The sequence below is a fragment of the Ruegeria sp. BF8 genome, from assembly GCF_056538625.1.
Map to the genome: position 1 here is coordinate 334465 of NZ_JBQFTL010000004.1, position 15482 is coordinate 349946.

The following is a 15482-nucleotide window of genomic DNA, read 5'->3' on the forward strand; positions in this document are numbered from 1 at the left end:
TTATTTTCTCAACAATTCCATGAGGCTGGCCGACATCTGTCGGGTCTGGTCGAACATCTTGAGGTTTGCTTCGTAACTGCGTTGCGCCTCACGCGCGTCGGCGATCTCGACCATAAGATCGACATTGGACCCTGCGTAGTATCCGCTGGCGTCCGCCATCGGGTGACTGGGATCATAGATCCGGGGCAACGCCCGCCGGTCCAGCCTGACCCGACCGGCCTGAACCAGATCAGTGCCGTCCTTCTGCACCGTCTCGAAAGGAACCGATTTGCGCCGGTAACCCGGAGTATCCGCGTTCGAGATGTTTTCCGAAACATGGCGTAGGCGCGCAGCCTCCGCCCGCAGCGCGCTGGCGGTGACGGCAAGGGACTTGGAGAAATCGCTCATGACGGCCTCCTCACGCCTTGCCCAGACTGGTACGCAGGATCCCGATCGAGGACTTGTAGATGGCCAGCGCGCGCTCATGCTGTCGCTTGACCTCGACCGCATTCAGCATTTCTTCTTCAAGCGAAACACCATTGCCATTGGGATCGACGGCGCCGCCGCGCATATGTTCGGCCCAAGTCATCCCCCCCGGCCCGACGCCGTTCAAATGACCTTCGCGGGTCGCGCTCATTGCGCTGGTGGCACTGGATTTTTCAAAGGCTTCCGCGAAAGGCTCAATATCGCGAGCCAGGTAGCCGGGCGTATCCGCATTGGCCATGTTGCGCGAGATGACGGCCTGCCGTTGTCCGGCGTGGGTTGCCAGGGCGTACGCAACTTTAAAAACGTTCAGGTCCGAGAACATCGGGGCTTCTCCCTCGATCAATTTCAATCAAGGCTTAACCCCGATTCCTTTAGAAACCGTTTTCAGAAACCAATTGGAGCCGACGCCATGTCCGACCTCGATCCCTCGATTCTGAAGTACCAGTTCGAACGGCTTTCTCCAGTGCGGCACATGGGTCTGGTCGCTGGTGTTTCCGGTGGGGTGATCGAGGTCGAAGGGCTGGCGGAACACGCGCGCATCGGCGACCATCTGATTTTGCGGCGACGCGACGACCAGCCCTTGGCTGGCGAAGTGTTGCAGGTCGAGGCCGGAGCCGTTCACATGCTGCCTGGCGCAGCCCCTGACGGCGTTCGCCTGGGGGACAGGGTCTATCTTGAGCCGACTCCGGTTTTTGCACCCGGTTTGCATTGGCTTGGTCGCGTGGTCGATCCGTTCGGCAAACCGCTGGACGGCAAACCACTTCTGCCCGGGACGCAGGCCCGCAACGTGATGTCCGCGCCCCCCCGGGCCGTCGACCGCAAACCGCTGGGAGACCGTATGGCCACCGGGTTGGCGATTTTGAACACCCTGCTTCCGATCGTCCAGGGGCAGCGTGTCGGCCTTTTTGCGGGGTCGGGTGTGGGAAAATCAAGTTTGCTGGCAACGCTGGCCAGATCCATGCAAGCCGATGCAGTGGTCGTCGCGCTGGTGGGCGAACGCGGGCGCGAAGTGAATGAATTCGTCGAGACGGCGTTGGGCGCCGAAGGTATGGGGCGCTCGATCGTGGTTGCGGCCACGTCCGACCAATCAGCTCTGGCCCGCCGGCGCTGCGCCTGGTCTGCGATGACAGCGGCCGAGTTTTTGCGGGATCAGGGTCTGAGCGTTCTGTTCCTGTGCGACTCTGTCACCCGGTTCGCCGAGGCGCATCGCGAGATCGCCGTCGCCATGGGTGAGGCCCCGTCCCTGCGGGGTTTTCCGCCTTCGGTCACACCGATGATCGCCGGCCTTTGTGAACGCGCCGGCCCGGGAACCGCCGATCAGGGCGACATCACCGCCGTGTTCAGCGTTCTGGTCGCGGGTTCGGACATGGATGAACCGGTGGCCGACATCCTGCGCGGCGTTCTTGACGGGCATATCGTGCTAAGTCGCGAGATCGCCGAGCGAGGGCGCTTTCCAGCCATCGCGCTCAGCCGTTCGGTCTCGCGCTCTTTACCGGCTGCGGCGACACCCGAGGAAAACAAGCTGATCACCGAAGCCCGCCGGTTGGTCGGAAGCTACGAGCAGTCCGAAGTGATGATCAAGGCGGGTCTGTACACGCCGGGCACGGACCCGCTCCTGGATCAGGCGGTTCGCATCCATGACGAGCTTGATGGCTTTTTCGGCAAACTCGATCCGGACGGAGTCCAGAACAGTTTCAACCGCCTTTCGGTCATCCTGCGCCGGGCCAGCGCCGGGATGGTCCAATGATGGGTCGGCAAAGGTCTGAACAGTTTTAGATATTAAGCCGCCCTTAATCCCCGCGCTGTTAATCCAATGGGTGGGTGAAAAAGGGTGGTTTAGATGGGTGCGCAATCAAATGCGGCGCCGATCATCATCAAGAAGAAGCGCGTTTCGGGTGGCGATGGCCATCACGGCGGCGCCTGGAAGGTCGCGTATGCGGACTTCGTGACGGCCATGATGGCGTTCTTCATGTTGATGTGGCTGTTGAACGCAACGACAGAAAAGCAACGCAAGGGTTTGGCGGACTACTTCTCTCCGACAATTCCGATCAATCCCGTTTCCGGCGGGGGCGACGGGGCCTTTGGGGGCGACAATATGTTCTCGGAGAAAACCATGGTGATGGACGGCTCGGGAGCGACGAACAAGAACCCGACCGAGGCCAAGCGCGCGCGGGGTTCGACCGGTGTGGATGCCGATGGCGGCGGGCGCGGCGCGTTCGAAGACTTCTCGTCTCTCGAGGCTCGGCTGCTGGGGCGCTCCGGCGAAAGCATGGTGTCCCAAAAGGCCTTGAAGCATATTGTCACTCGAGTGACGGACGAGGGTCTGATCGTCGAGCTGTTCGATACCGAAGATGAGCCGCTGTTCGAGAGAGGTTCCGATTCTCCAACGCAGATGATGCGTGCACTGGTACTGCTGGTTGCACGTTCATCGGACATGGTGATGAATTCCATCTCGGTCGAGGGTCACGTGCATTCCTCTCCGGTGGTTCTGGCCCGAAATCCGTCGTGGGATCTGTCGACTTCGCGCGCGCAGGTGGTACGGCAGATGCTTCAGGACAAGGGGGTCGGCGCCAAACGGCTTGAACGGGTCACGGGTCATGCCGATCGCAAGCTGGCGGTGAAAAACCCGATGGCGGCCCGCAACAACCGGATCGAGATCGTGTTTCTACGCAATCCCTGAGATCGGAGGATATCTGGCATTTTACTTGTTAGCGCGCTGTTAAGGCCCAGCGCGTTAGCTGTTGCGGGAACGATTTACGCAACAGAAGGGCGTGCCGATGACAATTTCCTCTTCGCTGAATGCCGGTGTGGCCAGCTTGAAGGCCAACGCGAACAGGTTGGCGACCATATCGGACAATATCGCCAACTCTTCGACCTACGGTTACAAGCGGGTTGAGACGGATTTTCATTCGATGGTGACGTCGGGCCAGGGCGGAAGCTATTCGGCGGGCGGCGTCCGGACCACCAGCCAGCGACTGATCGATCAGCGTGGCTCGCTGGTTACCACCAACAACTCAACCGACCTGGCCGTGCGCGGCCGGGGCATGCTGCCGGTTCGCCCAAGTTCCCAGATCGGAACCGATTCAAACGAAATGCTTCTGACCACCACCGGATCCTTCCGAACCAATGCGGAAGGGTATCTGGTTACCGAGTCCGGACTTGTGCTGCTGGGCTGGCCCGCCAACGCCGATGGGTCCATTCCCAACGTTTCGCGCGACACACCCGCAGCGTTGCAGCCGGTTCAACTCAGCGTCAATCAATTGTCCGGCTCGCCGACCACCGCAATGAACCTGCGCATGAACCTGCCCGCCACGGCCACCGATGCCGGCGCACCTGGTGACACGCAGCCCTTGTCCGTCGAATATTTCGACAATTTGGGCAAACCCGAGAATGTCGATATCGAGCTTGTCCCGACGGTGCCGGCCGCCGGGTCCAGCAACGAATGGACGATGATCTTGCGCGACTCCGCTTCGGGCGGTGCCGTGATCGGTGAATATACGCTGACATTTACGGACAGCAGAACCGCAGGCGGTACCCTTGCCAGTGTGACCACCGTGTCCGGTGGCACCTATGATCCGACCACCGGCAGCTTTGTCGTCAACGTCGCCGGCGGCCCGATGGAGGTCAATATCGGTCTGATCGGTGACAGCGATGGAATCACTCAACTGTCCGACACGTTTGCGCCGGTTTCGATCACCCGGGACGGATCCGCAGTCGGGACCATGTCCAGCGTTCAGGTCGATGAAAACGGATACGTCTACGCGCTGTATGACACGGGCGTCACCCGTCGGATGTACCAGATACCGCTGGCGGACGTCCCCAACCCGAATGGGTTGACCGCACTCGACAGCCAGACATATGCGCCGTCTCGCGACAGTGGAACTTATTTCCTGTGGGATGCCGGCGAAGGTCCGACGGGCGAATTGATTTCCTTCGCGCGCGAAGAGTCGACGACCGACGTTGCGACTGAACTGACGTCGATGATCCAAACCCAGCGCGCCTATTCGTCAAGCGCAAAGGTGATCCAGACAGTCGACGAGATGTTGCAGGAAACAACCAACATCAAGCGCTGATCTGAACCTGCAAAGCGGAAAGGAACGGCCTCATGAGCATGTCAACGGCCCTGAATAACGCGCTGGGTGGGCTGGGCGCGGCAAGCCGCGGCGCCGCCGTCGTCTCGGGCAACATAGCCAATGCGCTGACGCCCGGCTACGCCAAGCGGACGTTGGAGCTGACCACCAACTCTATTTCCGGCAACGGCGTCAGGGTCGTGGGAATCACCCGCCATCAAGATCCTGTTCTGATGGCGAACCTGCGCGCGGCAACGGCGGATAACGCGGCGGCCTCGGCAATCTCGGAGTTTTACTCGCAATTCGAAGCATTGGTCGGTACCCCCGATGACGGCAGATCGATCGCGGTATCTTTGAGCGCATTCGAGAACGGCTTGATCACGGCCGCAAGCAATCCCGGCTCGGTCGAGCGTCTGGATCTGGCGGCGCGCGCAGCTAGGGATCTGGTTGCCGATTTGAATAAGGCGTCCGACGGCCTCAGCAAGATGCGTTCTGACGCGGACCGAACAATCGGTACGTATGTCGAAACACTGAATGCAACCCTGAAAGATATCGAAGCGTTGAATGCCAAGATCCCGGCTGTTGAGAACGCGGGCGGCGATATCAATGGGTTGCTGGATCAACGCCAGGTTCTCATTGACCAAGTCAACCAGCTGGTTCCGGTCAATGTCGTGGCGCGCGACAACAACCGCGTCTCGCTGTACTCCGACGGTGGGCTGATACTTCTAGAAGGATCAGCCGCAGAGTTCGCGTTCTCGGTCACCGGTAATACCAAACCGCACATGACCGTAGGAAACGGACTGCTGTCCGGGCTCGAACTCAATGGACGGCCAGTCCGCACATCCGGTGATTCCGCACATATCCGCGGCGGCGCTCTGGCAGCCCAGTTTGACATTCGCGACGTGTTGGCCATCGACGCGCATGAGGACCTGGACGCAGTTGCGCGCGATCTGATCGAACGGTTCGAAACTGCCGGCCTGGACCCGACCGCGATGCCGACTGATCCAGGCTTGTTCACCGATGCCGGTTCGCGTTTCGATGCCGCGGCGCCGGCGGGGCTCGCGTCCCGTCTTGAGCTCAACCCGATTGTCGATCCAGATGCCGGCGGCGACAGTTGGAAACTGCGCGCGGGGTTGGGAGCCGTTGCACCCAACGACCCCGGCGAGGCAACCCAGCTGCAGGCTTTTGGCGCCGTATTGACCACGCCGCGCCCTGCCCCAGCTTTCGGCACAGGGGCCCTGCGGGCCAGTGAGGTGTCGGCGGCGCTTTTGTCCAAAGCTGGCACAGCTGCCCATACCGCTCAATCACGCCAAAGCTACGCATCCAACGCGCAACTCCAAATGGAACAGTTAGTGGCCGAGCAAGGCGTGGACAGTGACACCGAATTGCAGCGCATGATGCAGATTGAACAGGCCTATGCCGCCAATGCGCGGATCGTCACCGTTGTCGACGAATTGATGGATTTGCTGCTGAGGATGTAACCATGACCTTGAACTCGATTGGTGATCTGGCCCGCGGTCTGACCTTGCGTGCGCGCAGCACCGAGATCAAAACGCAGATCGAAACCCTGTCCTATGAAATGTCTACGGGTCAAACCGCTGACATTTCTGGGCGTCTCAGTGGCGATTACTCGCATCTGCTGGACCTGGATCGAAAAATTGCACAGCTGGACGCCTTCTCTACGGCGACCGCCGAGGCAAATCTGTTTGCTGATGCCATTCAGATCAGTCTCGAGACATTTGAGACCTCGATCGGCGAGGTTTCGGCTTCTCTGCTCGCGTTTGGGACGTCCAACCAAGCGACTTCGCATGCTCAGGCCTCGGCTCAGGCGCGCAACGAACTGGACACGATGATTTCTTCACTGAACACGCGGGTCGGTGGCCGCAGCTTGTTCGCGGGAACCGCCACGGACACCTCTCCGTTGAAGTCGACGGACACGCTACTGGCTGCGCTGCGAACCGAATTGGCAGGGCTGACAACCCTGACCGATATTCGCCAAGCGGCCGAAGATTGGTTCAATGATCCTGCCGGATTCGAGGCAGTCATGTACAACGGGTCCAACACGACCCTCGTACCAATGCAGATTTCGGAGACCGAGCGGGTGAACATGCAGTTCACGGCCAATGATCCGAAACTTCGGGATGGATTACGTGATGTCGCGCTTGCGGCCTTGGCGACGGAGGGCGCGCTGGGATGGCCGCCAGACCTGCAGACTGCCTTGTTCACCGATCTGGGCGTGGCTCTGGCCAACACCAAGGATGACGTCGTGACGATGCGCGCTCAGATCGGAGCGGTGCAAGCCCGCATCGAACAGACCGAAACACGAAATGCGGCGGCCAGGACCAGTTTTGAATACGCGCGCAACGAACTTGTCGCCGCCGATCCCTACGAAACTGCGGCACACCTGCAGACCGTGCAGTTCCAGCTCGAAAGCCTCTATTCGGTCACTGTCCGCAACTCGACCCTATCATTGGTGAATTTCCTGAGATGAGACTTCTGGCCTTCCTTCTGATCATGCTGCCTTCGGTGGCGGTTTCCGGGGCTGTCCGGCTCAAGGATCTAGTGAATTTTGACGGTGTGCGCGGCAATGACCTCGTGGGATATGGCCTTGTCGTTGGACTGAACGGAACCGGTGACGGGCTGCGCAATTCTCCGTTCACCGAAGAAATCATGTCGAACATACTGGAACGGTTGGGTGTAAACGTCACTGGCGAGGACTTTCGCCCCAAGAACGTCGCCGCCGTTCTTGTCACCGCCACCCTTCCGCCCTTTGCGAGGGTGGGTGGGCAGATCGATGTGACCGTTTCGGCGATCGGAGATTCCAAAAGCCTGCTGGGCGGCACGCTCGTCATGACACCGTTGAACGCCGCGGATGGGCAGATCTACGCAGTTGCGCAGGGAACCGTTCTGGCAGGCGGTGCAGTCGCCGAAGGTGACGCTGCATCGGTTGTTCAAGGGGTCCCGACATCCGGTGTCATCCCCGCCGGGGCCCGGGTCGAGCAGGAGATCGATTTTGAACTGTCAGGCCTTTCCCAATTGCGGTTGGCCCTGCGCGAGCCGGACTTTACGACCGCAGGCCGGATCGAAGCGGCCATCAATCGCGAGTTCAATCGCGCCGTTGCAGTCATGCGCGACTCGGGCACGGTGGAATTGAGCATCCCGGAAACGCGGGCCCCTTCCACCGCGCATGCGATCGGCCGGATCGAAAACATCCTGATTGAACCCGAAACCAAGGCTCGTGTGGTTGTTGATCAGCGCTCCGGCACGATCGTCATGGGGCAGGAGGTCCGAATTTCACGTGTCGCGGTTTCTCAAGGCAACCTGACACTTCGGGTAGAGGAATCTCCGATCGCCGTTCAGCCCAACCCCTTTGCCAGAGGGGAGACCGTTGTTGTGCCGCGAACCATCGCAGGGATTGAGGAGGACGCCGGCACCGGGTTGGCAGAAATCCCCGAAGCGACGACGCTGTCGCAGGTGGTTGCCGGCCTGAACGCGTTGGGCGTGTCCCCGCGGGATATGATCGACATTCTCAAAACCATCAAAGCCGCCGGAGCCCTTCACGCCGAGTTTGTCGTCAGATAGCGGTCCGCATAGGCAGGAAGCCGACTTTCGGACAAATTCCCGGTTCCGTTCTATTTTGACTTCCAACTGTCCAGCCAGCGCCGGAAGCTGGACCTTCGTTCGTCGATCGCATCCCCAGCGGCGTAGAGACCATCCTCGACGCTTTCAAGCATGGGGTCGATGCGGGCTTCGCGGAACCTGCGCCAACGCACCCAAAGCGCCCAGACGATGGCAAAAAAAACGGTCAGGAAAATGATGTTGAACCAGGGAATGATGCGGACATCCGGTCCTTCGACATGTTTGATGAAGATGGCATTCGGGAAGATCGACAGAAACTCGTTGCGCCAGCCGTAGTGGGTCACGACAACCCAATCCGGATCATCCTTGTCCGAGATCGCGTCGTTGGCTTCGGTGTAAAGGTTGGCGGTATCGAACTTAAAATAGGGTGGCCAGCCCCAGCTGGTATCTTCGTTCCGATAGACGATCGGCTTGCCGTTCGCCCGCACGGCTTGGATGAACTGCACATCGCGGTTCGAAAGGCTGGTCGACTGATCATCGGGCTCGGACCAGAAAATGCGGGTCCAATCCGTCAGATCCTGCCGCTCTTCGTAGGTGTTTACGATGCGGACAATGTCGTGCTGCGGCAGCGAGTATTGCAGGATCGCACCCAGCGTGATCCAGAAAATCAGGATGAACGCCCATTTGATGTAGACCATTCCCAAAACCTCACATGTAGTTCACGACATAGATCAGCGCGGCGATCGCCACCCAAGGCACGATATAAACACCCAGGATCAGTTTGCGACGGAACGAATTGTCATAGACATGCAATCCGCGTTCGACAAAGGCTTCCTTGTTGCCGGTCTTGCCCTTCTCTTCCCACCACGTCTCAAGCTTTTGCCGCCGGACGCGACGCGAGTAAAGTGACAAGGCAAAGTAGGCAATCGTCTGAACGACAAGCAAACCGAGAAACAGGCGCATTGCTCCGAACATATCACTCTTTCCTTACCGCGCCCCAAGGGCCGACCCGTGCGATCACCGCCTCGCTGACCCGGTCCTCGCCACTCATGTCGGGCTCATGCCCGAACAGTGCGGCGCGGGCCCCGGCCTTGTCCACTTGATATTCACGGGCAAGAAACTCGGCCACATAGGCCTTTTTTGGCTCCGGCCAGCCACCATACGTTCGGTAGAACAGTTCCTTGTGGCAAATGAACATCTGGCGCGGGTCCAGTGGGGCAAGCTCGGCCAGCAGCATATTCACAAGATCGCGGTTTGGGGTATTGGCGGCGCGCAGCGAATAGAAATAGGCCGGATGATCCGAAGTGATACGCGGCCAAGGCCCGCCATCTGTCGCCCAGCGCAACAATTGCGCGAGGCCATGATAGGCTTCGGGCAAGCGATCCGCGTGGTTGCGCGCCAAACGCCGCATGTCGCTGCGGTCCAGCCCGGTCAGATCAATGCCCGCATCCGCGGCGGCGTCAACGGTCAGAAAGTCCATCTTCTGTTGCAGGATCGCGGCGGCATCCACGCCGCGGGCCTTGACGATCGGCTCGACCAGATCGTTGTAATTCAGAAATTTGGCAATCTGGTTTCGCTGCGACGGATCAAAGACATATTTGATCGGCAAATCCTCTGGCCTTTCACCCATGCAGATCGCCGCCGGGTGATCCAGATCCGGGAACAGATACATGCCGCCGAAATGCGCCGTCCAGAAGTTGTGCTGTTCAAACACGGTGTGGCGCAGCCGGACAGGGTTGCGGGTGACATCTCCGGTCTCTTTCGCCGTTTCGATCATCTTCGCAATCAGCACATCGTCGAACCAGGCGTCTTCTTCGGTCTTGAACCGCTCGACCATGCCTGCCAGCTGCTCGGCTTTGCGCAGGGTGCCGCCCACGGTGTCGGCCTCGATTTCAATATTGCGCAGGTTCAGCAGGTCGCGCGGCGTCGTGAGTTTGAAGACCGAGTTCACCAGCTCTCCGGCCACCGCATCGGTGGCGGTCAGGGCGAACAACTGCGCCTCGTTCATCTCGATGAATTCGCGTAGGATATCGCGCGAGGTCGAGAATTTGACGTTCAGCAGAGGCGCGCGTTTCTGCTCGGTCGTCAGCAGAATGAACTGCCGGTTGACCCCGTTGGGGTTGAGGTAGAGCGGGTCGTCCAGTTCAATCCCCACCTCGGGCGAATACCCCGAGATATCGACATGGAAATCCGTCAGCGCCGTGGTCTTGCCCGCCAGATGTTGCAGCGCGCGGTTATACCGCTCGACCAGAGCCGGGCTGGAGATGTGGACGAGATTGCCGAACATCAGGCCTTTTTCGATGAGGCGAATCATGAAGCGAGCCTTTGTTCAGTTGGCAGCCAATCGATTGATGACAGATAGCTATCCATCATGATGCAGCTCTGTTCTCGACGAAAGCCACTTTGAGCCTTCGTACCAAACCATAAAAAGTCACTGGAATCCAAATAAGTATCGCCCAAACTGACCAACCGAATTTTTCCAGAATCGGACAAGGTAAGCCGCTTGTGAGGGGGTCGCCACAAGTCTCCGAGACAGCGAAACCCGTTGCATAAAGAAGGGCGATGACCGTCAATACAGACATAAGCGAGATCGTGATCACGACATCGATTACCAACGCCAAAAGAATATGTAGCCTTTCGAGCGGCTTGAGCCAAAAGAGAGACACACAAATATAGCTCAATAGAGAAAGTACTAATAAAGCAACGAAGTAGGGTAAGAAAAAGCTCCAAAAGCTCACCCCTTCCCCTCCAGATATCGCCGCTTGGCCTCTTCCATCCGGCCCATCTCGCGGACGGCGTTTTCGATGGCGACCTCGTCGCTCTTGTCGGCATATCGGAACTCGCTGTCGGCGTAGCGATTGATCTCCTGGATCACCATGTCCACAGTGATCGGCTGGCGCAGGTCCTCGATCATCGCCTTCTTTGTGTCGTAGTCGCGGAACAGGAACAGGTCGGGGTTCTCCATCCATTCGTCGGGCAGTTCGAAATCCATCGCACGGACCTTGACTGCGTCGGTGATGTTCTTGATCGCGCGGCCGGTGAACCGCTCATCGGCCTGTTGAATCGCCTTGAGGTAGGTGCCCAGCTTCGCAATCGTGTCCATCTGGCCGATCTCGCCTGAGACCCGGTCATAGACCTGCAGCAGAGCGTCCTCATGCGGGCGGGAGTGGCTTTCGAAGCTGGCGGCGACGGCCTTTTTGATTTCTTGGGCGGCATAAGCGTCGTGTTCGCCCAACGGGATGTCGTGGTTGCGCCCCATCAGCAGGTGAAGGATGTCGATGTAATCCTCGCGCGTTTGCGGCCCGTCCACCAAGAACCGCGCACCCGCCCGCTGGCGCAGGGCGTCGTCCACGTTTTCAGGGTAGTTAGAGAACATGCCAAAGGTGCAGTTGCCGCGCACCACGGTGTTGGCGCCGGCAAAGCTCTCCATCAGCACGGCGGTGATTTCCAGCTGACCGGCTGACGACTGCCGGTCGCCGCGTTTGCCGGCCAGCTGATCGATATCGTCGATCGTGCCAAAGCCGATGACCGAGGGGTCGATGATCGTGTTGATGAACGCCTTGGCGTTCTGGCCGGATTTGCCCTGATAGCTGTCGATATTGTCGGTGCTCAGGTTCTGATAGCGGAACGGATAGCCTGCATTCTGGCAATAATCATTGATCAGCCCGGCCATCATCTGGATCAGAGTGGTCTTGCCGGTGCCCGGTTTGCCGTCGCCCATGAAGGTAAAGATAAACCCGCCAAGCTCCGCGAACGGGTTCAGGCGACGGTCAAAATCATAAGCCATCAGCATTTTGGCCAGCTTCATGGCCTGATATTTGGCGATATGGTTGCCCACCACCTCGTTCGGTTTCTTGAACGTCATGGTGAGCGTGGTGGATTTGGCTTTCGACGCGGGCTCAAATCCCCGGATCGTCAGATCGTCGGCCTCGATATGCCAGGCGGCGTTCTGGAACGGGGCCAGATGGCCAGCCGTTTGCGCGCGCAGAGCAGCTTTTTCCATCAGTTGCTCTGCATAGGCACTGGTGGCCGCGATCAGATGGGCATCATCGGGCGCGTGCTTGGCCAGAACCTGATCCAGCTCCCAAAGGGCACCGTGCAGGGCGAGTTGGCCGTTGTCTGTCAGGACCTCATCGATTTCACCGATTTCGACCGTGGTCTCACCCAGATGCGAGGACATCAAATAGGCCAACGCATTGCCGAAGGTGTGCAAGGTGATCAACGCTTCGGCGGTCAGCAGATCCGAGAATTCGGTCTTGCGCGCGGCGGCAAGATCTCCGGCCAGATTGGCGCGTTTCAGATCGGCCAGCGGGGTCTGGTCCGCATAGGTTTCGGCCACCGCCAAAGCGATGGCAATCGCCCGGCGGATCGCCTGCTGTGTGGTCGCCTGCTGCGGGGACACCAGCGCGTCGCCGTCATCCGCGGCCTCTATCCGTTCGACCAGTTGCACCCCATCGGCCCGCGCAGTGCGGCGGGTTACCAACCCCGGCGTGGTCGACCGGAACCGCCGTCCCGTCGACACACCCGGTGACCGTTCGACGGCGGCCTCGGCGGGTTTGGCTATGCGCGGCGCATGCTCGAACCCGTTCAGCAACGCGGTGGCGGCAGGATAGTGCTTGCGAATATCTTCTTCGCGCAATTCCATCTGGTCTGACGTCAAACTCATTTCAAAATCGCCTTTGTATTATCAATATCGCAACACCTGCCCGGACTTGCTGACCACAAACTTGCGCACATCCGCAAAGCCTGGCGGATTGCGTTCGGCCAGAACCTGGAACGGACGCTGGGGAAGAATGATCGAGCGCTGGGTACGCGTGGCCCCGGTCTCGGCCCCCTGTCCGCCGAAGGGGTCCAACGCAAAGACCTCGCGCTCGACGGTCGAGAACCATCCGGCGCGTTCTTCGATGACCTCTTCGCTGTGCAGTTCTTCGGTGGTCCAGGCCAGAGCCCAATCCTGCCCCTCGGGGGCTTGCGCGTCCTCCAACACCTGCCGCAGGGGGCCGGATTGCTCGGTATAGGCCGAGGAATACATCGGGCCCACATGGATGCGGCGCAAATGTTTGGGGTGCAGGTCGTCGAAATCCTGATCGAACCCCTTGGCGATGGTCACCAGTTTCAAGCCACCAAGCGACTGCGCCATCAGATGCGCCTGCACTTCGGGCCAGCGACGCTGGTCCTTGGGCAGGGCCGTTTTGCCGCTGTCCTCCAACTGCATCAGGTAGATGACCGGCAGGTTGATCTGGCTGTCATAGACCGCCCAATGAATCAGGAATTTCCGCCGCTCGCCCTCGGTCTCGATCCAATGGCATTCCGGGTCATTGCGAGCCCAGAACAGCTGACCTTTCAACAATTCCTCGTAATAGAGCCTTTGGGACAGCGCGAATTGCAGCTTGGTGGGGATTTCCCTGTCACTGATGATCGTCCGCACCATCTCGGTTTTCAGGTCATCTTCCGAGGGCATATTCGCCAGATGTACCTGCGCCTGCTGCGCGTCATTGGCCATGGTCAGCAATTCAGCCGCCACCGGAAACCCGCTGTCGCGCTTGTCCATCGCGAGGCTGCCGAAGAACCGCCCGGTATCGCGCCCGACCAGCAGGTATTTCATGCTGAGCGCCCGGAACGTGTAGAGCAACCCCGAGAGGTAGCGCGACACGATCCGCACCTCTTGCTTTCTGATCGCGCCCTCGGCCTCCATCGTCGCGGCCACGCGCAGGAGGTGGACGGTGATCACCTCGAATTTGCGGAAATAGCGGCGCGAGGCAAAGGTATCGGTCAGGCCGACATGGTCTTGGGTGGGGTTAGTCATTTAGCTTATCGACCAATAGAAGGAATACCTCGAATGCCAACCAAAGTGCGCCCCAGACTGCGAACACGGCTGAAACTCCAAATGAGCCGAGCGCGAAGACCAATGGCACGAAGAACATCATCAATCTCAGATCGGGACCAAGGTATGCTGGAATCAATTGGGTCAGGTACCCGAACAGGATGAGAAGCGCCCCAAAGAGCGCAACGCCCACCGCTGAACTTAGCATCTTTAGCGGCGAACGGATCGCGTCCTCACCCCCCATACAAATTCTTATCATGCTTCTCAACAATCGAGGCGAACCGGCGGGCAAAGCGTTCGTCTGCCTTGGCTTTTTTCTCCAGTACGTCGCGGGCGAAGACCATGTGGTCCTCATGCGCCTCAAGCATGTCGGCCATTTTCTGATTGGTCGCGGTGCCGATGGCGGCCATGGCAGTCTGCGCCTCTTGGTCTGTCTGCACACCGATCTCGTTGATGCGGTGGGCCACGTCCTGCTGCTGCGCGGTTTTCAGCGATTTGGTCAGGGCGTCATACAGCACCACGCGTTGCTGCGTGTCTGTCTGCAGCTTGTTGATCAGAACCATCTGCGTCGCCGCCTGGTTCTGCAGTGAATCGACCCAGGTCTTGCCCTTTTCGATATAGCGCTCAAGCGTCTGGGACTTGGCCAGCTTCACCTGTTCTTCCTGAACCTTGGCGTTGTATTGCTTGTTCAGCTCGGCCAATTCAGACTCAAACTGGGTGCGCGCGGCGGCGTCCTGTTCGACGCTGATCTTGTTTTCCAGCGTGATGATCGTCGGATCCATGCCCTGAATCTCTGCGCGCAGCGCCTCGAGTTCCGCCACGGTCGCCTCGCGGTCATCCAGCGTGACGGTCAGGTTGTTCTCCACCTTCACGCGCTGCTCTTCAAGCACGGCCAGTTGTCCTTCCAGCAGCTTCACGATCACGTCGGATTTGGCGATCAGGTCCTGCAGCTTGTCGTCGATATTGGCTGAGCGCATCCGTTCTTGGCGCATGGACTCGGATTTACCCTTCGAGAAGATGCCCACGAACGATTCCCACCCGGTCTTGGAGCGCATCGCGTCGAAATCCTTGGAAAACGCGCTGGTGACGTCGTCCAGCCCCATGATCAGTTCGGCGATGTTTGCGTTCATCACCTCGGTATGGGCGTGCACGTCTTCAAGCGTGGCATTTTCGATGTCGATATCCGCTTCGGCCGTTCCGATCTTGGCGCGTGCGGCCTCGATCCGCGAGGTCAGCCCTTCGATCTGCGACTGGCTTTCACGCACCTTGGCCTGGGTTTCCTCGATCAATGCTTCGAATTGCTGGTTCGACATCTGTCCAATCCTTGTTTTTCTTATCTACCCAACAAGATAGGAAATGTTATAACGATTTACATCCCCCTGGGTCTCTCAAATCACCGGAACTTTGGCAAAACCCTATCGAAAAAGATAGGCGTCAAAACCAACAGCTGGCTGGCTTTTGATGCTTTCCGGCCCTTGCATCGCACGCCGATCTATTTTTTGATCAAATCTGGATTGATTGACGCCCCCGGGTGGCCCTAGACA

At 59.1% G+C, this 15482-nt stretch carries 15 protein-coding genes; 6 read left to right on the plus strand and 9 right to left on the minus strand.

Annotated elements, in window-relative coordinates; translation table 11 throughout:
• Together flgC and ACR0LD_RS15345 are read right to left on the minus strand one after the other, a co-directional pair.
• On the minus strand, positions 1-387 hold the full coding sequence (flgC, locus tag ACR0LD_RS15340; protein WP_170367525.1) for a flagellar basal body rod protein FlgC: 387 nt from the start codon (positions 385-387) through the stop codon (positions 1-3).
• A 10-nt stretch (positions 388-397) separates the two neighbouring features.
• Complete coding sequence (locus tag ACR0LD_RS15345) at positions 398-787, minus strand: FlgB family protein (RefSeq protein WP_170367772.1); 390 nt, start codon at positions 785-787, stop codon at positions 398-400.
• 87 nt (positions 788-874) lie between these two features.
• On the opposite strand from ACR0LD_RS15345, the gene ACR0LD_RS15350 reads away from it, so the two are divergent.
• From ACR0LD_RS15350 to ACR0LD_RS15375, 6 genes are all read left to right on the plus strand, one after another.
• Positions 875-2212, plus strand: coding sequence for a FliI/YscN family ATPase (locus tag ACR0LD_RS15350; RefSeq protein WP_475145770.1), 1338 nt, complete (start codon positions 875-877; stop codon positions 2210-2212).
• 93 nt (positions 2213-2305) lie between these two features.
• A complete protein-coding gene (locus tag ACR0LD_RS15355) occupies positions 2306-3145 on the plus strand; it encodes a flagellar motor protein MotB (protein WP_170343155.1) in 840 nt (279 codons plus the stop codon).
• 97 nt (positions 3146-3242) lie between these two features.
• Positions 3243-4538 (plus strand): flagellar hook protein FlgE, encoded by a 1296-nt coding sequence (locus ACR0LD_RS15360; protein WP_170343156.1) that lies wholly within the window; start codon positions 3243-3245, stop codon positions 4536-4538.
• Positions 4539-4576: 38 nt separating this feature from the next.
• Positions 4577-6016 carry a flagellar hook-associated protein FlgK gene (gene flgK / locus ACR0LD_RS15365; protein WP_480637778.1) on the plus strand — a complete coding sequence of 480 codons (1440 nt, stop codon included), beginning with the start codon at positions 4577-4579 and terminating at the stop codon, positions 6014-6016.
• 2 nt (positions 6017-6018) lie between these two features.
• Complete coding sequence (locus ACR0LD_RS15370) at positions 6019-7026, plus strand: flagellin (protein ID WP_480637780.1); 1008 nt, start codon at positions 6019-6021, stop codon at positions 7024-7026.
• Positions 7023-8117 carry a flagellar basal body P-ring protein FlgI gene (locus ACR0LD_RS15375; RefSeq protein ID WP_093963660.1) on the plus strand — a complete coding sequence of 365 codons (1095 nt, stop codon included), beginning with the start codon at positions 7023-7025 and terminating at the stop codon, positions 8115-8117. The genes ACR0LD_RS15370 and ACR0LD_RS15375 overlap by 4 nt, the downstream gene beginning before the upstream one ends.
• A 50-nt stretch (positions 8118-8167) precedes the next feature.
• Here ACR0LD_RS15375 and ACR0LD_RS15380 read toward each other — a convergent pair whose 3' ends face one another.
• The 7 genes from ACR0LD_RS15380 to ACR0LD_RS15410 form a co-directional block, all read right to left on the minus strand.
• A complete protein-coding gene (locus ACR0LD_RS15380; RefSeq protein WP_093963661.1) occupies positions 8168-8812 on the minus strand; it encodes a DUF1523 family protein in 645 nt (214 codons plus the stop codon).
• 10 nt (positions 8813-8822) lie between these two features.
• Positions 8823-9089, minus strand: coding sequence for a hypothetical protein (locus ACR0LD_RS15385; protein WP_093963662.1), 267 nt, complete (start codon positions 9087-9089; stop codon positions 8823-8825).
• Between the two features lies 1 nt (position 9090).
• Complete coding sequence (locus ACR0LD_RS15390; protein WP_480637783.1) at positions 9091-10428, minus strand: DUF6638 family protein; 1338 nt, start codon at positions 10426-10428, stop codon at positions 9091-9093.
• Positions 10429-10483: 55 nt separating this feature from the next.
• Entirely contained in the window at positions 10484-10852 is a 369-nt protein-coding gene (locus tag ACR0LD_RS15395; protein WP_170367519.1) for a hypothetical protein, read from the minus strand.
• Entirely contained in the window at positions 10849-12780 is a 1932-nt protein-coding gene (locus ACR0LD_RS15400; RefSeq protein ID WP_480637785.1) for an AAA family ATPase, read from the minus strand. Before ACR0LD_RS15400 ends, ACR0LD_RS15395 begins: the two co-directional genes overlap by 4 nt.
• A 21-nt stretch (positions 12781-12801) precedes the next feature.
• The gene (locus tag ACR0LD_RS15405; protein ID WP_170367517.1) at positions 12802-13920 is read right to left on the minus strand and encodes a hypothetical protein; all 1119 of its coding nucleotides are present in this window, start codon (positions 13918-13920) and stop codon (positions 12802-12804) included.
• Positions 13921-14171: 251 nt separating this feature from the next.
• On the minus strand, positions 14172-15251 hold the full coding sequence (locus ACR0LD_RS15410) for a hypothetical protein (RefSeq protein ID WP_480637787.1): 1080 nt from the start codon (positions 15249-15251) through the stop codon (positions 14172-14174).
• Between the last annotated feature and the right edge of the window lie 231 nt (positions 15252-15482).